Annotated in this window: 21 protein-coding genes; 11 read left to right on the top strand and 10 right to left on the bottom strand. The window is 55.9% G+C overall.

Annotation, left to right across the window (positions count from 1 at the left end; all coding sequences use genetic code 11):
* From ACR0AC_RS18915 to repA, 5 genes are all read right to left on the bottom strand, one after another.
* A partial coding sequence (locus ACR0AC_RS18915) for a caspase family protein (protein WP_480875353.1) occupies positions 1-957 on the bottom strand: 957 nt, incomplete at its 3' end.
* A 329-nt stretch (positions 958-1286) separates the two neighbouring features.
* Positions 1287-2396: a Fic family protein gene (locus tag ACR0AC_RS18910; RefSeq protein ID WP_170417844.1), complete on the bottom strand. Its 1110-nt coding sequence runs from the start codon at positions 2394-2396 to the stop codon at positions 1287-1289.
* A gap of 154 nt (positions 2397-2550) precedes the next feature.
* Positions 2551-3606 (bottom strand): helix-turn-helix domain-containing protein, encoded by a 1056-nt coding sequence (locus ACR0AC_RS18905; protein WP_170417847.1) that lies wholly within the window; start codon positions 3604-3606, stop codon positions 2551-2553.
* Positions 3607-3783: 177 nt separating this feature from the next.
* Positions 3784-4752 carry a plasmid partitioning protein RepB gene (gene repB, locus ACR0AC_RS18900; protein ID WP_170417850.1) on the bottom strand — a complete coding sequence of 323 codons (969 nt, stop codon included), beginning with the start codon at positions 4750-4752 and terminating at the stop codon, positions 3784-3786.
* Positions 4752-5936: a plasmid partitioning protein RepA gene (gene repA, locus ACR0AC_RS18895; RefSeq protein WP_170417853.1), complete on the bottom strand. Its 1185-nt coding sequence runs from the start codon at positions 5934-5936 to the stop codon at positions 4752-4754. The genes repB and repA overlap by 1 nt, the downstream gene beginning before the upstream one ends.
* An 836-nt stretch (positions 5937-6772) precedes the next feature.
* Here repA and ACR0AC_RS18890 point away from each other — a divergent pair.
* Both ACR0AC_RS18890 and ACR0AC_RS18885 read left to right on the top strand, forming a co-directional pair.
* On the top strand, positions 6773-7030 hold the full coding sequence (locus tag ACR0AC_RS18890) for a type II toxin-antitoxin system ParD family antitoxin (protein WP_170417856.1): 258 nt from the start codon (positions 6773-6775) through the stop codon (positions 7028-7030).
* Positions 7027-7371, top strand: a complete 345-nt coding sequence (locus ACR0AC_RS18885) for a type II toxin-antitoxin system RelE/ParE family toxin (RefSeq protein WP_170417859.1) — start codon at positions 7027-7029, stop codon at positions 7369-7371. The genes ACR0AC_RS18890 and ACR0AC_RS18885 overlap by 4 nt, the downstream gene beginning before the upstream one ends.
* Before the next feature lie 54 nt (positions 7372-7425).
* On the opposite strand, the gene ACR0AC_RS18880 is transcribed toward ACR0AC_RS18885, so the two are convergent.
* Positions 7426-8481, bottom strand: coding sequence for a tyrosine-type recombinase/integrase (locus ACR0AC_RS18880; RefSeq protein WP_170417862.1), 1056 nt, complete (start codon positions 8479-8481; stop codon positions 7426-7428).
* Positions 8482-8711: 230 nt separating this feature from the next.
* Here ACR0AC_RS18880 and ACR0AC_RS18875 point away from each other — a divergent pair, with 230 nt between their 5' ends.
* A complete protein-coding gene (locus tag ACR0AC_RS18875) occupies positions 8712-9377 on the top strand; it encodes a hypothetical protein (RefSeq protein ID WP_152460792.1) in 666 nt (221 codons plus the stop codon).
* Positions 9378-9381: 4 nt separating this feature from the next.
* Here the strand turns inward: ACR0AC_RS18875 and ACR0AC_RS18870 are convergent, their stop codons facing one another.
* Positions 9382-10491 carry a transporter gene (locus ACR0AC_RS18870; protein WP_152460791.1) on the bottom strand — a complete coding sequence of 370 codons (1110 nt, stop codon included), beginning with the start codon at positions 10489-10491 and terminating at the stop codon, positions 9382-9384.
* 237 nt (positions 10492-10728) lie between these two features.
* On the opposite strand from ACR0AC_RS18870, the gene ACR0AC_RS18865 reads away from it, so the two are divergent.
* The 5 genes from ACR0AC_RS18865 (at position 10729) to ACR0AC_RS18845 (ending at position 15501) form a co-directional block, all read left to right on the top strand.
* Positions 10729-12723 (top strand): heme lyase CcmF/NrfE family subunit, encoded by a 1995-nt coding sequence (locus tag ACR0AC_RS18865; protein WP_152460790.1) that lies wholly within the window; start codon positions 10729-10731, stop codon positions 12721-12723.
* A 4-nt stretch (positions 12724-12727) separates the two neighbouring features.
* Positions 12728-13297: a DsbE family thiol:disulfide interchange protein gene (locus tag ACR0AC_RS18860; protein WP_152460789.1), complete on the top strand. Its 570-nt coding sequence runs from the start codon at positions 12728-12730 to the stop codon at positions 13295-13297.
* Complete coding sequence (locus tag ACR0AC_RS18855) at positions 13294-13782, top strand: cytochrome c-type biogenesis protein (RefSeq protein ID WP_170602091.1); 489 nt, start codon at positions 13294-13296, stop codon at positions 13780-13782. Before ACR0AC_RS18860 ends, ACR0AC_RS18855 begins: the two co-directional genes overlap by 4 nt.
* Complete coding sequence (gene ccmI, locus ACR0AC_RS18850; RefSeq protein ID WP_152460787.1) at positions 13779-14927, top strand: c-type cytochrome biogenesis protein CcmI; 1149 nt, start codon at positions 13779-13781, stop codon at positions 14925-14927. The genes ACR0AC_RS18855 and ccmI overlap by 4 nt, the downstream gene beginning before the upstream one ends.
* 115 nt (positions 14928-15042) lie before the next feature.
* The gene (locus ACR0AC_RS18845) at positions 15043-15501 is read left to right on the top strand and encodes an ATPase (protein ID WP_152460786.1); all 459 of its coding nucleotides are present in this window, start codon (positions 15043-15045) and stop codon (positions 15499-15501) included.
* A 9-nt stretch (positions 15502-15510) separates the two neighbouring features.
* Here the strand turns inward: ACR0AC_RS18845 and ACR0AC_RS18840 are convergent, their stop codons facing one another.
* The 3 genes from ACR0AC_RS18840 to ACR0AC_RS18830 all read right to left on the bottom strand — a co-directional run bounded on the left by ACR0AC_RS18840 (position 15511) and on the right by ACR0AC_RS18830 (position 18249).
* A complete protein-coding gene (locus ACR0AC_RS18840) occupies positions 15511-17607 on the bottom strand; it encodes a protein-disulfide reductase DsbD family protein (protein ID WP_152460785.1) in 2097 nt (698 codons plus the stop codon).
* A 117-nt stretch (positions 17608-17724) separates the two neighbouring features.
* A complete protein-coding gene (locus tag ACR0AC_RS18835) occupies positions 17725-17898 on the bottom strand; it encodes a hypothetical protein (protein ID WP_170417885.1) in 174 nt (57 codons plus the stop codon).
* Between the two features lie 39 nt (positions 17899-17937).
* Entirely contained in the window at positions 17938-18249 is a 312-nt protein-coding gene (locus ACR0AC_RS18830) for a DUF2933 domain-containing protein (RefSeq protein ID WP_170602095.1), read from the bottom strand.
* Between the two features lie 374 nt (positions 18250-18623).
* On the opposite strand from ACR0AC_RS18830, the gene ACR0AC_RS18825 reads away from it, so the two are divergent.
* The 3 genes from ACR0AC_RS18825 to ACR0AC_RS18815 all read left to right on the top strand — a co-directional run bounded on the left by ACR0AC_RS18825 (position 18624) and on the right by ACR0AC_RS18815 (position 21019).
* The gene (locus ACR0AC_RS18825; RefSeq protein WP_152460783.1) at positions 18624-19277 is read left to right on the top strand and encodes a L,D-transpeptidase; all 654 of its coding nucleotides are present in this window, start codon (positions 18624-18626) and stop codon (positions 19275-19277) included.
* A gap of 634 nt (positions 19278-19911) precedes the next feature.
* Positions 19912-20502 carry a L,D-transpeptidase gene (locus tag ACR0AC_RS18820; protein WP_152460781.1) on the top strand — a complete coding sequence of 197 codons (591 nt, stop codon included), beginning with the start codon at positions 19912-19914 and terminating at the stop codon, positions 20500-20502.
* Between the two features lie 67 nt (positions 20503-20569).
* On the top strand, positions 20570-21019 hold the full coding sequence (locus tag ACR0AC_RS18815) for a c-type cytochrome (RefSeq protein ID WP_152460780.1): 450 nt from the start codon (positions 20570-20572) through the stop codon (positions 21017-21019).
* Positions 21020-21113: the final 94 nt, after the last annotated feature.

Here is a 21113-nt window from a genome sequence, read left to right as displayed (position 1 = left end):
GCCCGGCACTTCGTCCTTCTGGTGCTCAGCAAGCAAGTCGTCCCGCAACGAAAGGGCGAGCGCGACTGCAAAATGATCCCTTTCGCCTTCGTATCGCTCCAGAAACATCTCGATCGCATCAAGCCTTCCGAGCGAACGCGCAAGTTCAAAGTCCGCATAAATCTGGTCTTCGACACGCTCAATTTCTTCCTCTGGCGTCGAGCCTGCAGCCGCATCTGGAACAAGAAAAATGTCTCTGGCGGGAAGCGAGCCATAAGTAAATGGCTCCTGATAGCCTTCTGTCAGAGTGTAAACCCTGTCGCGGACTCGCCGAAACAACTTGCCAATCTCAAGTCCGGGTTCCTCGATGTGGTTGAGCAGAGCCTGAGCATAGGGGCTGTTGCGGCCATCGCCGTCAAGCGCCAGCGTTCCGCTCCTTGCAGCATATCCAACCAACACACCTCCCGGATCGATACGTGCAAGTCCGCGTCCAATTGAGCGGGTGCTGTTTGTGCGCTCCATAGTCGCGAGGAATGGATTGTTGCGGCAGGCGTCAACCAACACGATCTTCAAGCCGGGTGCGCCCGCGATGGAGCTAATCAATGTGTTGAGGCGGATTGCCTCGAGTTCGATGTCACGGTCGCTCCGCAGTTCCGCACTGACAGGGATCAGGAAGTTCGTGTTGTCCAACTCGATGCCGTGGCCGGCGAAGTATACGATGACCGACTCGGCGTTTTTTGCCTTTTCTCCAAAGTCACGTATGGCAAGGCGCATGTCGCGGTAATCCAGATCAAGACCTGTTGTGACCTCAAACCCGATCCTGCGCAATGCCTCTGCAATGTCGATCGCATCATTCGACGGGTTTTTGAGATTGCTGACATGTTGGTAGTTCGCATTGCCAATTACCAAGGCAACTTTGTCCGCCAGCACCATCGCAGGCAGAAAACAAAACACAACTGAGAACAGGATACGCTTCATGTGAAATATCGCCGTTAACGCGTCTACCATATGAACGTTTCCACACTTTCGGAATTCAATCAATATGACCGGCGTGGACAAGCTCTAGCTCGGCTTAGGCCGCATAGCGGAGTTCGGGATTGACACGACGAAGGTTCGTTTCCCGCCCATTGCGCCAGTTTCGGCATGGACCATTCATATGAAGTACGAACTCGGAGCCGCCTTGCGGCGGGACAGAAAGATGCTCGCTTGGGAAGCTATCTAAACGTCAGCTTCCGCATTTCCTGCGAGCATGCGTAGCGACTGCAGCGAACTTCCACTTCCCGCGCTTCGTGCCGTACTTCAGCCCCCTACCCGTCCCGATCTAGCTTTAACCAATATCGCGTGTACCGGAGTTCACCCGTTCGGATCAAAGCGCCCTTCTCTACCAGGTTCTGGAGATCCCGCGTTGCTGTGGCGCGCGATGTTCCCGTGATCGAGATATAGTTCTCAGCGCTCAATCCCCCTGTGAACCCATCCGGCCCAGCCTTGAACAAACGGGCGATTACCTTGCTTTGGCGAGTGTTGAACTGATCACGGTACCGATCATAGAAGTGCGTCTTGGAAATAAAGAAACCAACCCGCTCAAGCGTCACCTGCTGTGCTGTAAGGACAGTTTCGGCAAACCAGACGAGCCACGGTGTGACTTCCAGCGTCTTTTGATGGCGTTCGAGTTGGTCGTAGTAAGCCTTCCGCTCTCGCTCGATCGTGAAAGCAAGGGCAATCAGACTTGGCTGACCGATATTCTGGGCCAAGGACTTTTCAGCCAGCGCCCTACCCAACCGGCCATTGCCGTCCTCAAAGGGATGAATGCTCTCGAAATACAGATGGCTCAAACCGGCCCGGATCAGTGCGCGCAATGGTTCGGGACCATCCGGTGCGGTCCGGTTGAACCAGGCTACGAACTGGTCCATTTCAGCCGGAACCTGATGTGAAGGTGGAGCTTCGAAATGCACCGTTGGGCGGTCGAGCCTGCCTGAGACGATTTGCATCGCATCCTCATGGCTCCGGTATGATCCAATCGTTTCCAGATGCCTGTCATGGGACAGAAGCATGTCATGCCACCGAAACAGGGTGTCGTGTGACAGTGGTTCCGAATAGTTGGAATAAACATCCACCATCATTTCAGAAACGCCCTGCTCGCGCGGTTTGGATGGATAGCTGTCGGGAGCCAGTCCAAGATGTCGGCGCAAGGAAGATTGCACGCTGAGACGATCCAGCATCTCACCTTCGATCGCGCTGGTCTTCATTGCTTCTTCGCTTAGCAGGTCGATACGCAATTGATCTCGATCCGATGTGTTCACATGATGAACCGCTCCAAGAACTTCCCCTGAGGACAACAGGAACTGTTGCTCGTATGGTTCGAGTCTTGCGGCGTCGTAACGAAAGGTAGGCCAGTCAGGGTTCTGCCAGTTCCACATCGTGAGGTATAAGCTTCCTTTCTATAACTCACTATTTATGGTTGCGTGATTTATAGAGGTCAATCCTATAGCTCACCTTTTTCAGACCCTTCGATCCAGTCATCACTTGGAGGTGTAATCTGAAAACGGTAAATTTCATCCTGTTTCCCCAAATTTACGTAGCATTGGATGTCCGCGAGAGCATTGCCTTTGGAGACAATTCGCCCTTTTCGATCTTGGCCAGCAACGAAATCAGGTAAGCCCCTGGAGATTGTATGTTCTCAGCACGTTGAAAGATGTATCCGAGAACAATGAAGCGAATAGCTGGGCCAAAAGTTGATTTCATTGCATACCAGGTTTGGCCAAGCCGTAGATACTCGGCGATATCATCCATAAGCCGATCACAGTGGTGCTGATCTTTTGCAAAGCGTAGTTCTGAGCATAGCCGTGGAAAACTGCGCTCCATTTGGTCTGGAGAAACCTGAATCTGAGAAAGCTTTTCTTTCTTAACTTCCGGATTCAAAGAGTCCTCTTTGTGCCCCTCAATTTCACTGTCACTGGCCCTCAAATTTTCTGTATCAGTCTGTGTTATCTCGGAGATTTCCACAGAGATTTCTGCCAACAGCTCGCTGAGTACATTCGCATCTGGTTTGCGACGCAGAGCATTGCGTACGGTGGTCACCAAATCAGAGATCGCGGTGTCATTTGCTACGAGTTCCTTAAGGCGCGCCAGAGCGGCGGAAACTTTGTCACGGAGTACAGTGAACTCGAGAACGCGATCAGCATGCCTCTGGGCTTCCTGAATGAACTCAGCGTGCCGTTCAGACAAAGGCATCAAGGAGAGCCCAGTTGCGGTGACCACCCTGCCCTGGCGATCCCGGCGCGCCCATCGCTTACCGTTTGCGCTCATGACGCGGCGGATAAGTCCAAGGTCCACCAGCGTCGAGATATGACGCTCAACTGTCTGCACGCTGACATGAGTTCGTTTGGCTATCGCCGCGTTGGACGCGAAACAGATGTGATGATCATCCTGGTCCGCAGCAATCTGATCACCGCCCATAAAGGAAACCATCGCTCTCAGGACATTGAGAGTTGTGGATTTTAACCCAAGAGGTTCTCTGGCCTCTTCAACGGCGCGAAGAAGTATCCATTTTTTGGGCGTACTGTTCCCCTGCCCTGCCGTTCCCGACAAGGTCGCTCCAATTGGAGCCAATGCTGTTAGTGTTTTCATGATTATCTATCGGCAGACAAAAATTACCCGTTCGCTCAAGAGCGTTTTTTCTTGTGTGGCGATTCGGGTGCTGCTAGATTCTAGGTGTCTAATCTAAGAATTGCGCTTTGCGCAGCAGCCCTCGAAGCTCCGGTTTCGGGGGTTTTGTTTGTTTGCCTTCCTCCTTTCTGCTCGTCCTCAGTTCTTTTTCTTGGCGTTTACAGCTGTAAACTCAGCGTGTGAGCGCTTAATGATTTCAGCCATGTTTTCGTCCAACCAGCTAGCGAAGCCAGCGTTAGCTCCGGTCCTTTTGACCGAAACAGTTAGTGATCCGTTGGTAGATTTGATTGTAACGCCTTCGATTGGGTTGAGTTCGGCTGCACCTTCTCTTTGTCTTGCACCGCGTTTGGCAGCTGCTTTTAGGAGCATTTCCAGCCGATCATCTGACGACATCGATGGCTCAATGGTTGCAAGAAGATTTGCAGCTTCATCTTCCGCTAGCTTGCCTGCAACGAAGTGCTCTGCAAGCACGGTCCATTTTGGGCGGCCTGATTTTGGGGCTGCGCCGATCATGTCACCAATCTTTGCAGGAACATGTTGCGTAATTTTTGTCAGGTGAGACAGCCCTGATTTCGAAACGTTCAATACTTGCCGCACCGTTGCCGTGTCATGCCCGGAAGTCAGGATCGCCTCGGCGAAACGTGCTTTCTCGTAGAAGGAAAGATTGCGCCTCGCAGCATTCTCAAGCCCTTTGGCGAGAAGCGCTGAAGCATCGTCGATATCCTGAACATTGGCGCGGACTTTAATACCAAGTTCACGACAGGCTTTGAGCCTCCTCCGTCCATAAATTGCCTCGTATCGACCGTCGGATTTCGATCTTCTGACAAGAATGGGAACTTGTTGGCCACCGTCTTGTATACTCGACATCAAGCTTTCAAAACTATCGTCTTCTTCGTCAATGTTTACAGCTGTAAACTCACCGAGCCTATCGGCAGGCCCCCAGTCGTCGATCAGAGCAGGGTCAATTTCCCTGATTGCGGCAAGAGAGCCCTGAAGCGCACCAAGAGCAGGGGCATTGGGTTTTGGAGTTTTATCGATGGCCTTGGGGCCAGAGCGCGCGATGGTGTTTGCGATCCCCGACATCTCCTGAAGCGACTTTCTAGCCATTAGCTGCGTCCCCATGCTTGATGGATCATTTGCTCTACCTCAGAGCCGATCGCATCCATTGAGTTCTTTGCCCGATCATAAGTTGCGCGTGTCATTTCTGACCGCACGACTTCGTAAATTGATTGTTTGAGCATTGTGGCGTCACTGACCGCGGTGCTTTTGAGGGCTGTGGCTGACATAACGCGATCCTGAAACAGTGCCCGCATGAACGAAGCCAGTTGTTGAGACGGTACGTCTGTTGGCTCGTCACGCGTTATCAGGAATTTGAAGTTGTCGTATTCGAGCGTAGCGCCGGCATCTTCAATGACTGCCATGTAAGCACCAGCGAGTTCGAGAAATTGAGCCGTCGAAGACACGTCCAGCATCGAAGGTGTAAGTGGCACAAGCAATGAACTGGCGGCCGCCATCCCAGCAATTGTCAAGAATCCTAGCTGAGGTGGGCTATCAATCAGAACAAGGTCAAAATCTCCTTCCACCTGGGCCAGGGCATTCCGTATTCTTGTAAAGAACGGATGGTCTGGGTTGGAGTGAACGGCAGATTCTGTCTCAAATTCGGAAAGAACAAGCCGTGACGGAGCCACAGAGAGACCGGGGAAGTACGTCGGAAGCACGACGTCCGCCATATCTACCGGATCTTCATATCGAATAGCATCGTAAATCGTCAGCCCGTCAAACTCTATTTCGGGGCTTATGCCGCACATGGATGTAAGAGAGCCTTGAGGATCCAGATCAACAGCCAGCACACGGTAACCGCGAAGCGCAAAATAGTGAGCCAAGTGAATTGTTGTGGTGCTCTTACTGCTGCCGCCTTTGAAGTTCATCAACTGCCAGACTTGGAGCTTTTCTCCTTCAGTCCGGCGAGGGACATAGCGCCCTTTTTTGCGTGAGGTTTTCTCAAGCGTTTCGCGAGCCTCCCAAAGTTCTTGGGCAGTATAGTAACGCCTACCGCTGCGTACGTCATTCGGTTCAGGAATCGTTCCCTCTGCGTGGACTTTGCGCATGAATTGACCTGAGACTCCTAAGAGTTCAGCAGCTTCTGGCGCTGCAAAATTTCGCAGTGATTTGGTGTTGTCGGGGGCAAATGCAGCAAGTAGATGTTCCCGGATAGCCGAGTTTAATCTCTCAGATATTTCCGTGGCGAGTGCCGATGGTCTTTCTGCCGCAAGTGGTGTCACGGGAATCATGTAGTTGCCTCAAATTAAAGAATGTGGTCATTTTTGCGCCACTTGAGATAAACAGCCGTGATTCATAGCACTAAGTCAAGGATTTTCGCCTATATTGTAGGTTTTCCAACGCGGAGGACTACATACGCTTTGCATCAGAGCAGGGTGGTTTACAGTTGTAAACTCGGTTGAGCGGGATCATGGGTTCTTTCAGTCGATGAAGTTCTAACGTAGGCATGCGAAGGCATTCCTGTAAAACTCCTCCCTATGCTCCGCTTTGAGTAGAACGCCTCTAGCATGGAGTTGGAGTGAAGGCCGAACGGCTTTTGGCGCAAATTGCGCAATTGGGAAGGGCAGGGAGCTAGTTGAGCTGATTGGTCAAATTCTCTCACCAACAATTTCGTTATCGAGTTTTCTGCGATACCAACTTCGTAACAATACTTCTGCGCCAGTACGGGAGTACGATGCGGTGAGAATGGCATGGCGATCTGGGTCAGATACACCGAGCTCAGCCCGTGCGCAGAGGAAAACACGCGAACATTCCGGCTAGAGTCAGCCGCTCGCCAATTGCCCAAGAAATGGCATACCGTGAGGGCGGGGTTTCGGGAATTGTGCGCCTGTAAGTTGCGACGGAACACGGAACTGTCCTCGATCCAGTGCAGCTGTGCTTGCGCGGCGCGGCTTTTGACGCAAGTCTCTACCGTCATTGGATTCATATGGGATCACAGACATGATCCGTGTGTTCACGTCCCATTAGCGTCCATAAAACCAGCTTGCTCGAATTAGTGATTTTGGGCTCCTCAATCGTTGAACAGACGGTCTCGTTGGCATATATTGCCAAAAAGGAGGCTTACGCCATGGTAACCCGCAATGTTGTACTTACAGAATCGCAGGATCAACTGGTGCAGAATCTGGTTGCGTCCGGTCGATATCAGAACGCCAGTGAAGCGTTGCGCGCCGGCCTTCGGCTTTTGGAGCGGGAAGAAGCGGGGCTGGAGTCTCTCAAACAAGGCTTGCAGGAGGGTGTAGCGCAGGCTCAGGCCGGAGATTTGGCAGAAGGCAGGGGTTCGGATGCGATCCGTCGTGCCTTTGCAAGGGCACGAGCCAAGGCGTGACCAGACCCTTTCGACTGACACGCCGCGCTGAATCCAGCCTGGTGGAAATTGCCCGATGGACCATCGACAAGTTTGGATCGCATCAAGCCGATCTTTATGAACAAGAACTAATAGCGCGCTGTCAGGCCATCACAGAGGGCAGGGTGGCCAGCCGAAGTTGTTCTATATTGGTCGAAGAGGCGGCGGATCTCAGATATGTGCGCGCAGGAGAGCATTTCCTGGTTTATCTGGATCAGCCGGACGCGGTGATCATTGTTGATATCCTGCATTCCCGTTGCGATCTGCCGCGACATGTTTCCGCGCTGGCCACGTTAACAGATGCGACAGGAAACAAGACATAGGCACAGCAGCCGGAGTTTCCCTCAAGCGGGGATTATTAAATAGTCAGTAACTACTCACCCCAGTAGATCAGTCGCCGGGTTATCCGCGATGTCCACATCGTCGTAGTATTTCTGCGCCTGGGCCATGGAGCGATGCAGGGAGAGGCGCATCGCGGCCTGGATCGGGGCGCCGTCCAGCGCGGCCTGGGTCAGGAAGCCCGAGCGCAGCCCATGGGGGGAAGCGAACCCGTCCGGCAGGCCCGCCAGTTTCGCCCGACGCTTGACGATCTGCGCGATGGCATCCGGGCTGAGGCGGCGGGTTAACACCCGATCGGCTTTTGAAACAGGCCGGAACAAGGGGCCGTCCTGAATCTCACCCACCTCGATCCAATGGGCCAGCGCTTGGGCTGCGCGGCCTTTCAACACCAGCCGCGGCGTTTCACCTTTGGTTGTCGTCTTGGTCTCCAGCAGTGAAATCCAAACCAGGCTTTTCTCGTCGAACTCCTTCAGCGAGACGTCTTCAAACATCAACCCGGTGATCTCCGAGCGCCGTCTACCACCCGAAGCCCAACCCAGCATCAAGATGGCGCGGTCGCGGCAATCCCGCCGGGACCCCCGACAAGTGGACAGCAACTGCTCGAGCACATCGCGGGTAATCGGTTGCTGCGATTTTGGGGCAGGGGGCCGGGCGGCGGCGCGGCGCGCCTTGGCACGGGCCTGCTTCACCTGCGGCGCATCAAAAGGGCTGGTCAGGTTCTTCATTCGATGAAAGGCCAGCCAGGAGGCGATGCGCCGGTCCAGCGTAGAAGGGGCCGGGCAGGCGAGGGACTTGCGTAGCCCTTGCGCGATCAACATCTCGGCACTCTGACGCGCGACATCCTCGGGCGCGGCATCTCCCAGATCGCGGGCGTGATCGAGAATGAAGGCCAGCGCTGTGGCCTCGCTCTCGGGCCAGTCCAACGGCACTCCGAACCGTGCTGCCTTCCAGGCCGTTACATAGAGCAAATCGCGCTCATAGGCCCTGAGCGTGTTGGCGGGTGTGCCGCGGACATAGAGATCGGTCAGGGCGTCCTGGTCAGACTGCGACAGGGCAGGGGAGGGGGCGGGGAGATAGGGCTCAGGGGTGCTCATACGGCCCACTCTGCGCCCATTTTCCCGCAAAATCAATTATACTTGATAAGGGATACTTATCAGATGTGATTGTGATTTATGAGTGCGCCAAAAGTAACGATCAAAACGGTCTATTTTTGCGCGTAAGGCGGGTCGAGGGCTTGCGGAATAATATAATCGAAGGTTCTGTGGCAGGTCTGTGACCCATTTGGCATCGACATTGCGCTGGAACCGTTGGCAAACTAAATGAAATGAACAGATATTTTGCCACTGAATTGCCTTTCTGGAAGTTTGCCAGAAACACGCTGATCGTCAGTTGCCTCGCGTTGTTTCCGCTGTTGGCCATCTTCGTTTTGCGCACGCCGGGCTTTGCGACGCACCTCCTGAACAGTGGTCCCGCGTTTGTTCGGTTTTTGCGCCAGGTGGTGACGAACGGGTTGCCGGTCGTGTTCCTCGTAAATTATCTCAGCTTTTTTCTTTTCGCAGTTGGGGTAAGGGCGCGGGGCAAATGGGCCATCCCGGCCCGGTATCTGCTGATTGACCTGCTGCTTCGGGCCGTCCTGTTCATCGGGCTGCATGCGCTGATCTACGCGCTTTCGGCGGACTGGTTCGGGTCTTTCGGCGGTGATCCCGTAGTGGCGTTGCGGGTAGTCGGTCCGACGCTGGTGCGCTCCGCCTACTTCGAGAACATCTCAGGCGTTTACCTGTACGCCACGCTGGTCGGAGCGCTGCCACTGTACCTATCCGTTGTTCAGAGCCAGATCGCCCACGGTACTGGATTTGCGGCCCAACTGGCACGTCGCGTACCCGGGCGCGGCGGACCTGTGATATTGGCCCTTCTACTGATGGCGGTGTCAGTGGTCGTTCTGACCACCGCGGCGGCGCTGATTGTCCGTTTACAGTCGGTTTGGGGCTGAAGGGTCAGAACGCCCTGCGTATCGCGAAGGAGACTGTGTAATCGCGTTCAAGCTGGGGCCCATCCAGATCTTGATACGCCGGGATCACGCCCTCGATACCCAGACGCGTGCCCGCCAAAACGCCCGATCCCGACACAAGGTAATTCACTCCGATTCCGATGCTCAGAAACTGTCCGCCGCGCAGGGTCGGATCGGCGGTGGGCACCATGCCTGGGTTCAGGCGTGCATCCGACCCGTCAATGTTTTTGACGATGTCGCCGACCACCCGCAACGAAGAGCTGAACTGATCATTCCAGCGCCGTGCACCCCAAACTGTTGCTGAATAGACGTTGCCCAAGGTGTAACCGGCATCATTCTCACCCATCCGGATCATGGCGGCCAGCTGGGCGCCCCACGACCAATCCGCGTTCTGGCCCGTATAGGTGACGCCCGGCAGCAGGTCGTAAGTGCCTGAACCCAGTTGCATGGGGTAGGGCAACAGCTGGTCCGGCCCGGCCGGTGTGGTGTCGGTCTCGTCTATCGAGCCGGTCGGCAGACTGAGGCCAAGAGATAGTTCCAGCACCTGCCCGTTGGATTTGTAGATATCATATCCGCCGATGATCTTCAGATCGCCAAACCCCTGTGCCTTGGTCTTAAAGGTCTGGCCCATGCGGGTCTGGTGCTTCATCGTCTTACGTGTATAGGGCAGCATCGCCATCACTGAGATTTCGTCGGTCACACCGTACATCAGGCCGACCATCGCCATGTTCATGCTCATGCTGAGCGGCGCGATCGGATACTGCGACAGCACGTCCGAGGTAGACAGCGACTGCGTTCCGGTACGATTTCCGTTCATCTCCATGTTCATGTAAGAGAACACCGGCATCAAAACACCCTCAGGCGGATGCATACCGCCAACGACACCCGTTGGCGGTACCGCGTCGGGGCGCATCATCGTGGACATGCTTCCCATACCTGACATGTTGCTGGAGGCTTGCGAGTTCATCGCCACGTTGTCAGCCGGACGGTTTTCAGGTTGGGCCATGGCAGGTGACCCGAGGCTCAGCCCCCCAGCCAGCATTACGGCCTGGAGGCGTTGCCAGACGCACAAAATCTTGCTGTTGTTCCGTGTCATTTTGCCCTCGTGTTCGTTTGTTTCCTGAATCCGTGTCCTGAAAACAAAATGTTCGGTACGCCCATTGGTGAAGCCGGAATGGTGGGGGTCTCCAGCGCTGGAAGGTCAAGGCCACCGGCCAGACTTGCGCTCGTCAAGAATGCATCAGCCGGAGGGGGGTGCGGCAATAATGCGCTTGACCCTCCAGCGCTGGATTGTCGGACAAGGCCGCAAAACCGGAAATCCGGAGGGATTGGAATGATACCGGAAATCGGGCAGTTCGCCCTGGCGCTTGCCCTGGCCGTGTCCTTGGTGCAAAGCGTATTACCCTTGATTGGAGCAGCCCGGAACAATGTCATGTGGATGCGATCGGCATCTGCGACCTCGGTCCTGCTGACAGCGCTGGTTGCTATCGCCTTCGCCGCTCTAATGTGGTCCTTCGTGGTCAGCGATTTCACTGTGCTAAATGTGGCCAGCAATTCTCATTCGCTGAAACCGATGCTTTTCAAGGTGGCTGCGACCTGGGGTAGCCACGAAGGGTCGCTGCTGTTGTGGATTCTGATATTGGTGATTTTCGGGCTGGGTGTGTCTCTGTTGGCTCGGAACATCCCGCTGAAACTCAAGGCGCGCACTCTGGCAGTGCAGGCCTGGATCAGTGCGGGGTTCCTGTCATTCATGCTGTTCACCTCGAACCCGTTCGACCGGGTGTTTCCGGCACCGCTGGATGGTCAGGATTTAAATCCGCTGTTGCAGGATGTCGGCCTGGCTATGCACCCGCCGTTCCTATACCTGGGTTATGTCGGCTTCTCGATCGTATTTTCTTTCGCCGTGGCTGCCCTGATTGAGGGGCGGGTCGATCCGGCATGGGCGCGGTGGGTCCGACCCTGGACATTGGCGGCCTGGGTGTTTCTTACACTTGGTATCGTTCTGGGCAGCTGGTGGGCCTATTACGAACTGGGTTGGGGCGGCTGGTGGTTCTGGGATCCGGTCGAGAATGTCTCGTTTATGCCCTGGCTTGCTGGCACAGCGCTGTTCCATTCGGCCATTGTGACCGAAAAGCGCGGCAGCTTCAAAAGTTGGACGATCCTACTGGCCGTTTTGACCTTCTCGTTGTCCTTGTTGGGGACATTCATTGTCCGCTCAGGCTTGCTTACATCGGTCCATGCGTTTTCGGTCGATCCCGAACGCGGCATTTACATCTTGGCGCTGTTGGCTGTCGCGATCGGTGGTTCATTGACGCTGTTTGCCATACGCGCACCGGAGATGGAGGGCGGCGGTCTTTTTGCCCCGATCAGCCGCGAGGCCGGTTTGCTTATTAACAACCTGCTGCTGGCCACCGCAACGGCGACGGTTCTATTCGGTACGCTTTATCCGCTTTTGCTTGAGGCTGTGACAGGTGAAAAGATTTCGGTTGGACCACCTTATTACAACGCCAGTTTCGTGCCGATCATGCTGGTTCTGGTCGTTGTAATGGGGATTGGGCCGCTGTTGTCATGGAAGCGGGCGGATTTGCGCGGTGTTCTGGGCCGGCTCAAATGGGTGGCCGGGGTTAGCCTGCTCGTAGCGTTGCTTGTGTGGTATCTGGATACCGGCGGCCCAGCCTTGGCGGTAGTGTCGATCGGCCTTGCGGTTTGGTTGCTGGGCGCTGTGCTGACAGAGTGGGCCAGCCGAATTAAATTGGGTGAGGCGCCGTTGGCCGAGTCCCTGCGTCGGGCCCGCAACCTACCGCGTTCTCATTACGGCATGGTCGTGGCCCATGCGGGGTTGGCTGTCTGTATGATCGGCTTTATCGGGTCCAGCGCTTGGAAATCCGAGGTCGTGACTTTTGCCGAGCCCGGAACACAGATTGAGATAGCAGGGTTCGACGTGCGTTTTGACGGTGTGGAACAGCTTCGCGGTCCGAACTATCTGTCTCGCACGGCCACACTGACGGTATTTCGCGATGGCGCTTATGTCACCACGCTTCAACCCGAGCGCAGGGCCTATCTCGTGGCGGGTACCAGTACGACCGAGTCGGCAATTCGAACGACGTTGGCAGGGGACCTTTACGCCTCGATATCGGAACCGGCGGCGGAATCAGAACAGAGCAAATGGACCCTGCGTATCTTGTATGAGCCATTGGTGGTCTGGATCTGGATAGGTTCAGGATTGTTGGCATTGGGTGGGGTCTTGTCACTCACCGATCGGCGTCTACGCGTCGGTGCACCACGAAAACGGACTGGGCAGGGCTCCATTCCGGTGGCGGCGGAGTAGGGCAATGAAACGTCTATTTGCACTGTTCCCAATTACGATTGCCGGCATCCTGGGTGCCTTCCTGCTATGGGGACTGAATCCCGATCGCGATCCAAACGAAATCCCGTCTGTTTTGATCTCGCAGCCGGTGCCTGAGTTCGACTTGCCGCCGGTCGATGGGCTGGATACCCACGGGCTGTCCAGTACCGATCTGGTGGAAAATGACGGGTCAGTTCCGATCGTGGTCAACGTGTTTGCGTCCTGGTGCGTGCCCTGCCGGGCCGAACATGCGGTGCTGACGCGTATGGTGCGCGATGAGGGCATTCGCCTGATGGGCATTAACTACAAAGACAAGCCGCAGGGCGCGCGGAAATGGCTCGACGATCTGGGCAACCCTTATGAGCGCATCGGTTCCGACCTGGACGGCCGAGCCGGGATCGAATGGGGGATTTCCGGCGTACCGGAGACCTTTGTGATTGATGGCGCGGGCAAGGTCGTATTCCGTTTTGTCGGCCCGGTGCTGGGCGACGAGGCAATTTCAAAGATGCGCACCGCGCTGGATCAGGCGCGGGCGGTCGGAGGAGAGGCGTCATGATACGTCGAATTGTAATTACCGCAGTCACTCTGGCGACGCTGGTGTCGCAGCCGGCATTCGCGGTTGAGCCCGACGAGATACTTGTAGATCCGGTTTTGGAAGAGCGGGCCCGGGCGATTTCAAAACAGGTGCGCTGCGTGGTGTGCCAGAACCAAGACATCGACAGTTCCAACGCCGGGGTGGCGCGCGACCTTCGTCTGCTTGTGCGCGAACGGCTGGTGGCAGGTGACTCGGACCAGCAGGTTATGGATTTTCTGGTTGCGCGTTATGGCGACTATGTTCTGTTCAACCCGCCATGGAAGCCATCAACTTACATTCTGTGGGTTGCGCCTATCGTCATCCTGGGGCTGGGTGGTATCGCGACTGCAGCGGTATTGACCCAAAATGCGCGCCGATATCGGAAGTCGCGAAAACAAGAGACGGAACGCGGCGCGAGCGAAGAACGGAATCCCGAAAACCATTCACTCACGGAGCCGCGCGCATGATCTGGATTATCTTTTCATTCATGGCCGCGGCGGTGTTTCTGACGCTCGCCCTCTCCGGTATGGGGCGCAAGACCTCGGACTTGTCGAGACGCGAAAGCGCCTCTGCCATCTTTTCCGACCAGATCGGCGAAGTTGAGAAGGACCTTGAACGAGGAATTATCTCGGCCGAAGAAGCCAAGGCCGCCAGAGCCGAGATAGAACGTCGCCTGAAGGCGATTGACCGGCAATCGGACGACAAAGCGATGATGGGCCATTCCGGGCGTGCACTGATTCTACTTGCCGCGCTGGCAGTTCCAGCACTCGGAGCCGGTCTTTATTGGCAACTGGGTAATCCCGACATCCCCAGCCAGCCATTTGCCCAACGCGAGGGGGAGCAGGCGGAAGCCCGTGAAATCGCCGACCTTGCCGTGCGCCTGAAGTCGCGGCTCGAGGCGGATGAAACCGGCGGACCAACCGAGGGATGGGTGTTGTTGGCTCAGACCTATATGCGTATGGGACGCTTTGGAGATGCCGCAGACGCGTTCGAGGGGTTGCTGGACCGACCCAATGCGAATTCAGCGCTGGTGTCGCAATATGGCGAGGCGTTGGTCTATGCCGATGACGGTGTCGTTACGCCCAAGGCCGATCGGGCGTTTGAACGAGCCTTGGAACTGGACCCATCGAACCCAGCAGCGACATTCTACAAAGCCGTTGGTCTGGAGCAGGCTGGATCGCCTGATGAGGCCTATGATCTACTGAAGACACGGATCGACGCCGAAGAGGAGTTCCGGCCATGGATGGAGAGTTTTGTGGCCCAGCTTAACCGCATCGCCCCGTCGATCGGACGGGCGCCGGTGGATCTGGCGGCTTTTGCCCCTTCCATGCCCGGCCCAACTGCCGATCAAGTGGCGACGGCCGAGGAGATGTCCGACGAAGATCGGCAGGCCTTCATCCGCTCGATGGTCGAACGGCTGGCGAGCCGGATGCAGGAAAACCCAGGCGATCTGGACGGCTGGATGCGGCTGGGCAACGCCTATTCGGTGCTGGGCGAGACCGACGGCGCCCGGAACGCCTATGGCAGGGCAAGGGATCTGGCGGATGACCTGCCGCAGGAGGATCCGCGCAAGGTGGCAATCGACCGGGCATTGCTGGAACTGGGGGGTTGAATCCCGCAGCCTGGCGTGGGTCGGGCCGGCGCCGACTTTGCGCTTCGATGCCCAGTGAGCATCTGGAAAATGCCGGTTTAGGCTTTCGCATGCCGATCTTTAGGAGGTTGAGACCATGAAAGTTGAAACGTTTTCTGATCTAATTGTCTGGACGCGGGAAATGCATCATTGGCTCGCTGAATGTTTGGCCCACTGTTCGACACAGTCCGAGCAGGAACTGGTCAGGATGTTGCTTACCTACCTCGCCGACCATGAGGCTGCTTTGGAGAAAATCATCGATGGCTTCGTGAAACGAGCCGATCCCAAAGCGCTCAACACGTGGGTATATGACTATTTGGGCCATGAGCCGATCGACCCACATCGCACCTGCGACAGACCGTTCGCACAGATGAGCGTCGATGAGATCTGCGAAGCGGTCTTCGATCTTCACAATCAGGTGATCGATTTATATCGGTATTTGCAAGGGCGTGCCGAGATACCCGAGGCACGCGAACTCCTTCAAGCACTACTGGATATGGAAGAGCACGAGACCATGCGTTTGGCGCAGCAGAGCAATCGCATCCGGGATATGTGAACTCCGGGGTCAGGATCCGCTTTCCACAGCTCCGCCCGCAATCGGCGCGGCCTGTTCCATCGCGCCGAGAATGGCGTTCGTGGTCAAGATCTCTGGCAGGGCGATGCCTTCGGGGGCCGACGGGCCGTAGACGATGTTGAAGGGGATCCCGAACCGGCCATTGTCCTCAAGGAACCGGGCGATCACATCGTCGGGGCGGGTCCAGTCGGCCTGCATCGGAATTGCTTTGTCCGATTGCAGTGTTGCCAGAACCTCGCCGCGTTCCAGAACCAGCGCTTTGTTGGCCTTGCAGGTCAAACACCAATCGGCTGTGACATCGACGAAAACCACCTCGCCGCGCGAAACAAGGCGGGCGATTTCGGAGCGGCTGAAGGTAATCCATGGGATCTCTCCGGCTGGCTCAAGCAGCTTGGACCGGTCTTTGCCGGCAATCACAACCGGTGCAGCAAACGCTGCGGTCAGCGTCAGCAACAGGGCTGTCCAGCGCAGAACGGGTGGCATCATCGTACTTTTCCAGATCAACAGGACCAGCACAGTTGCAGCCAGCACGGTAGCAGTTGCAGCAGTGTCTCCGGCCACCCCGACCATCACCCAGACCAACCAGCCGATCGTGGTCAGCAGTGCCGCCGACAGGGCCCATTTTAATCCCACCATCCAACGCCCCGGTTTAGGCAGAGCGGCGGTGAGTTTCGGGTGTACTGCAACCAGCAAGTAAGGAATGGCCAGCCCAACCCCCATTGCGGTGAAGATCGCCACGATATCCACCGGTCGGCCGGTCAAGGCAAAGGCCACCGCCGTGCCGAGGAAGGGGGCCGAGCAGGGCGTCGCCAGAACTGCTGAAAAAGTTCCGGTCAGGAAATCCCCGACCAGCGACACGCGGCCCTTTTCGACATGGGCCAGCCGGGTGTTCAGCGACTGCGGCAGCGTGATCTCGAACAGGCCCGCGAGGCTGGCTGCAAAAACCGCCAGCACCACGATCATCACCGCAAGGAAAAGCGGATTCTGGAACTGGATGCCCCAGCCGACGGAATAGCCCAGCGACCGCGCCGCAATGGTGATAGCCGCCAACAGCCACATGAATGTCAGGATTCCGGCTGCCGAAGCCAGGAACCCGGCGCGAATCTGAGCCGCAGAGCGGTCGCGAGCCTTTACCGCCGAGGAAAGCTTGATCGAAAGCACTGGCAGTACGCAGGGCATGACATTCAGAATCAACCCGCCGCCCACCGCCAGCAAAATGATCCAGACCAGCGCGCTGGCTGAAGTTTCGGCGGCCGCGATCTCATATGGTGGCGGGGTAGGGGGAGCGTCGGTACGGGGCGAAAACTCGGCCACGCGGTTGGTGTCGGTAACCGTGACGGACAAGGAGGGGGGGGCCTGTGCCAGAGCGAGGACCGGGAATTGCACCCATAGCTGACGCCTGTCGCCAGCGAGCCGGATGTCGGGTGCACCAAACGCGGTATCACGTCCCATGTCGGGAAAGACATCAGGCGCATCAAAGGGCAGGTCGCTGGTGAAATTCAGCGTCAGCATCTCGGACTCGGTATCCAGAGTCGCAGCGTCGGACTTCATTCCGCTTGTGTTTCCCGTGGTTGGCACCCGCGACAGAAAGGCATTTATAAGCCGGGCCGAGTCCTGATCCCGACCCGTTCCCTGAGTCAGCGACAAGTCCAGCGAAAACTCGACCGGCACACAGATATCGGAACAGATCAGCGTTGTCACAGCGGCCTTCAAGTCAACTGGCGCTCCGGGGTTCTCGAGTGTGACGGTCAGCGGAAAGACCACTTCGTCCTTGTACCCGAAATTCTCGATCCCGAAGGCGCGAAAACGGATCGGCGCGGGCCAGTGAAACTGTACGTCGCTGACGTTTTGCGAGCCGTTCCAAGTGATCTTGGGCGGAATTCCCACCTCACCAGGCGATTTCCAGTAGGTTTTCCAATCTTCGCCCAGTTTCAGATGCAGTCCTGCAGTGATCGTCTTGACGTCAGGCGCGATCCCGTCCTGCGCGGTAATTATGTGTGCGATCAGGGGCTCTGATTCATACGCTTGGGATGTAGCTGCAAGGCTTGTCCCGGCGGAAGTCTGGCCAAAGATTAACCCCAAGATCATAATACATAAATTTAGGAGTGTTCTTGCCATTGCGCGTTGCCATCGGTTGTTTTGCACCCGTCTCTGCCAGATTCCAGCGCTGGAGGGTCAACGAGCCGGAATGTCACATCCCCACGATCAGCTCACGAAACCTTCGCGCCCGTCTTCGCAGATGAAATAGGCCCCGCCATCCGCGCCCTCCCATTGAACCCGGCAACCTTGGGGCAGGGCGTATTCAGGCTGCGGCGGTTGCAGCGGGCATAGTTTAGGGCGTGGTGCGCAAGCCGCCAGCGAAAGAGCGGCCAGCGACATGGCGGCCAACCTTGAGCACCAAAGCTTCATGATTGAAGATTATTGCCGGTGTACTGGGTTCGGTCCGACCGCGGCGTCTGTTGCCTTTGGTCTTTCCGATTCAGATTTGTTCGAATGACAGGATTTTCCCATCGCCTTGTGCATAAAGAAATGGGCTCCGAGGCACAGGATCAACGGTGCGAAAAGACCCAAGGATTCAGAAAGCCCGCCAACCGTCCCGCCGGCGATGAAGTAGAGAACGATCGGCGTTATCATGGCAATGCAACATACCATCATGCCCCATTTCAGGATCTTGCCGCCGCTAACCGGTGTTGACGCCTGCGGCGCGTCTGCAATCTGATTTTCTTTCACATTCAACTCCAAAATTCGGATTGGAGACCTCTGCTAACGCCTTCCCACGATGGAAGGTCAAGCTGTTTTGGCGCGAAGCGAATTTGACGCTGTCAAACCAGTCCAGCATTTGCTTGGGCCTTACTTGGTGCATAGACACGGCCGGAACAGGGAAGATTTTAGGGGTATGAACAGCAGGCATTGTCGTCCCGACGCTTGGTGAAGTTTCAGGTTAAACACGAAGCTGCCTAGGTTACTTTATGCCTTGAAAACTCGCGGGTGGGTCGAAGCGGTATCGAACGAATAATTGAATGGACAAATCTTCCCCCGTCGCGGATTGTCTAATCCCCTGGGTACTAACTCCAGACACCAACCAGGCAACAGGAGCGCTATAAATGCTGACCAGACGACATTTTGTTGCAAGTTCGCTCGCCATTTTCTCTCAGCCGGTTTTTGGAGTGACGTCGGCGGCGGCCTCGCAATGGTCGGAGTGGGATGCGCAAGTAACGCCAGCCAATTTTGATCCCGCAACATCCAATCCCTGGGGGTTACACCCACGTTTCCTGCCTCAGCGTGTGCAAACCAATCGACCACTTATTCCGGGTGACATTCATGTCGACGCGGTGGCACGATATCTGTATTTCATCGAAGACGGTGGCACAGCAATGCGTTACGGCGTAGCCATTGCCCGAGGCAATCTTTACGAGCCCGGTGTCTACACAATCAAGCGAAAGGCCAAATGGCCGCGTTGGACTCCTACAGCCGAAATGATTGAACGCGACCCTGATGAATATGCGCAATTCGCAGATGGTGTGCCCGGTGGGCCGACAAACCCATTGGGATCAAGGGCGTTTTATCTGTTCGAAGGTGGTCGCGACACATACCTGCGAATTCACGGAACGCCTTATCCAAGATCTATCGGAGGTCGCGCAAGTTCTGGCTGCGTAAGGATGGCGATGCCACATATCATCGGGCTTTATGATCGTGTCAGGCCAGGGTCCACGGCTCATCTCTACCCTCCCGAGCGCCTTCTGACCGCGACCAGCTGATAGGCGCTTGTCAGGCGCGCGTACAGATTGGGCGCCCTTCAATAGTCCTGAGTGGCAGGTAGGTTGTTTCAACCGGCCCCACGTAGCGATACCAATAGCAACCGTCCTCAGGCATGATTTTAACGGCGTTCAGGTCCTGGCCCGGAGCAGCGATCTGGGCAACGGCGTCAGGAACTCGGGAAAGCGTTCCGGGCTCGCTTTCTGCAGATATCGACGTTGTTTCGGTGCAGGCGCCGACGAGCATAAGTGCGGCCAGTGCTTGGAAAGCTTTCTTGAAGCACATGGTGTTTAGTCCACTGTGTTTGTCATTTGTAGTACCTGATACCCTCGCATCGACGGGTGATCACATCAATTCACCAAGAACTAAGCAATTGTTAGCGTTGCTTTTTTGTGCTCGGTTGATTCAAGAAAGTCAGGTTTTGCTTAAAGCAGCCTGGAATTACGTCCAAGAAAAATTGCTTTTCCACAATGACTTGATGATTTGGGTCCGCCTTCTAAGGAAATATTCCTGCGCCGACGGCAACAACAATTCAGACGAGGCATCCCATATGAAATGTCATTTGCGTGTTGACCTTCCAGCGCAGGAACCGGGCATACGAGTTATTTGAGTCGGAAAAAAAGAATAAACTTTGGGATGGCAGGCATGAAACGGAGCAAAGAAGGAAAGGTTGTTACGCGACGTGGAGTGATTGCCGCGTTTGCTGCGACGACGCTTTTTCCAGCACCGGCCGTTTGGGCCCAATCAACGGCAACTGAGGGGACGCGCCGCAATGTTTCCTCATTCCGCGTTGCTAAATGGCAGGACCACTTTGATACCTTGAAAAACGGGGTAATCCTGTCCGATACACAGTCCAAGGTCCTGCAATATTGGTCAGAAGACGAAAGCGTCTATCGGATGTATCCAACCAGCGTACCGCTCACGGAAGACCTTACAAGGCTGGGCTACACCACAGTTATTCGCAAGGTCGAAGGGCCATCTTGGCGACCAACGCCGGCAATGAAACAGCGCAATCCAGCATGGCCTGACTATGTAGGCCCGGGTCCTGAGAACCCTCTGGGGACACATGCGCTCTATTTGAGCTGGCAATACTACCGCATCCACGGCACCAACGACACGCGCAAGATCGGGAGAAGATCCTCCAACGGCTGCATTGGTTTATACAACGAGCAGATTGCGGAATTGTTCGAACTGGCCACTGTGGGCACTCAGGTAAAACTGATCTGACCTTGGTCAGGCCGACTTTTTTTGCGCGCGTTGAACCTAAGAACTGACAATCATGTGAAGAACAGAGATGGATAAACTTACACTCTTGATAGGCGGAGTAGTGGTCGCAGGCGCCGCCGCGTTCGTCTACAACTTAAATCAGCAACCAACAGGTCACTCGATGACGCCGCCCGATACGTCAGCACTGGAGCCAGGAGACCCAATTGAAAACGTCAATCTGCCGGACCAGCTAAGCGAATTTGCGGCCGTCGGCAAAGTGGCATTCGACGCCAAATGCTCGGCGTGCCATGGCGCGAATGCAACGGGTCTGGAAGGCCTTGCACCACCTTTGGTGCATAAAATCTATGAACCAAGCCACCATTCGGACGAGTCATTTTATGTGGCAGTCCAGAATGGAGTTCGGGCACACCATTGGAAGTTCGGCAATATGCCGCCGGTCGATGGCTTGACCCGTGCGGATGTGAAAGGCATCGTGGCGTACATAAGAGAGTTGCAGCAGGAAAACGGGATTTTCTGAAGGTGACGAGCCGAATGGGCAGTGCAATTCGTTACATCATACTGTCAATGGTGCTGGCCATTGGCGGGCTGCTTGTGACGGCCGATTCTGCTCA

It is taken from the genome of Ruegeria sp. H7, from assembly GCF_056532945.1.
Note: the sequence above shows the minus strand (reverse complement) of the source record. Positions and strands in the feature narration are given on the sequence as shown.

Excerpts from the sequence above, each read along its gene's own strand:
- ACR0AC_RS18910 (WP_170417844.1), bottom strand. The coding sequence starts at position 2,396 with ATGTGGAACTGGCAGAACCCTGACTGGCCTACCTTTCGTTACGACGCC.
- ACR0AC_RS18905 (WP_170417847.1), bottom strand. The coding sequence starts at position 3,606 with ATGAAAACACTAACAGCATTGGCTCCAATTGGAGCGACCTTGTCGGGA.
- repB (WP_170417850.1), bottom strand. The coding sequence starts at position 4,752 with ATGGCTAGAAAGTCGCTTCAGGAGATGTCGGGGATCGCAAACACCATC.
- repA (WP_170417853.1), bottom strand. The coding sequence starts at position 5,936 with ATGATTCCCGTGACACCACTTGCGGCAGAAAGACCATCGGCACTCGCC.
- ACR0AC_RS18890 (WP_170417856.1), top strand. The coding sequence starts at position 6,773 with ATGGTAACCCGCAATGTTGTACTTACAGAATCGCAGGATCAACTGGTG.
- ACR0AC_RS18880 (WP_170417862.1), bottom strand. The coding sequence starts at position 8,481 with ATGAGCACCCCTGAGCCCTATCTCCCCGCCCCCTCCCCTGCCCTGTCG.
- ACR0AC_RS18875 (WP_152460792.1), top strand. The coding sequence starts at position 8,712 with ATGAACAGATATTTTGCCACTGAATTGCCTTTCTGGAAGTTTGCCAGA.
- ACR0AC_RS18870 (WP_152460791.1), bottom strand. The coding sequence starts at position 10,491 with ATGACACGGAACAACAGCAAGATTTTGTGCGTCTGGCAACGCCTCCAG.
- ACR0AC_RS18865 (WP_152460790.1), top strand. The coding sequence starts at position 10,729 with ATGATACCGGAAATCGGGCAGTTCGCCCTGGCGCTTGCCCTGGCCGTG.
- ACR0AC_RS18860 (WP_152460789.1), top strand. The coding sequence starts at position 12,728 with ATGAAACGTCTATTTGCACTGTTCCCAATTACGATTGCCGGCATCCTG.
- ACR0AC_RS18855 (WP_170602091.1), top strand. The coding sequence starts at position 13,294 with ATGATACGTCGAATTGTAATTACCGCAGTCACTCTGGCGACGCTGGTG.
- ccmI (WP_152460787.1), top strand. The coding sequence starts at position 13,779 with ATGATCTGGATTATCTTTTCATTCATGGCCGCGGCGGTGTTTCTGACG.
- ACR0AC_RS18845 (WP_152460786.1), top strand. The coding sequence starts at position 15,043 with ATGAAAGTTGAAACGTTTTCTGATCTAATTGTCTGGACGCGGGAAATG.
- ACR0AC_RS18840 (WP_152460785.1), bottom strand. The coding sequence starts at position 17,607 with ATGATCTTGGGGTTAATCTTTGGCCAGACTTCCGCCGGGACAAGCCTT.
- ACR0AC_RS18835 (WP_170417885.1), bottom strand. The coding sequence starts at position 17,898 with ATGTCGCTGGCCGCTCTTTCGCTGGCGGCTTGCGCACCACGCCCTAAA.
- ACR0AC_RS18825 (WP_152460783.1), top strand. The coding sequence starts at position 18,624 with ATGCTGACCAGACGACATTTTGTTGCAAGTTCGCTCGCCATTTTCTCT.
- ACR0AC_RS18820 (WP_152460781.1), top strand. The coding sequence starts at position 19,912 with ATGGCAGGCATGAAACGGAGCAAAGAAGGAAAGGTTGTTACGCGACGT.
- ACR0AC_RS18815 (WP_152460780.1), top strand. The coding sequence starts at position 20,570 with ATGGATAAACTTACACTCTTGATAGGCGGAGTAGTGGTCGCAGGCGCC.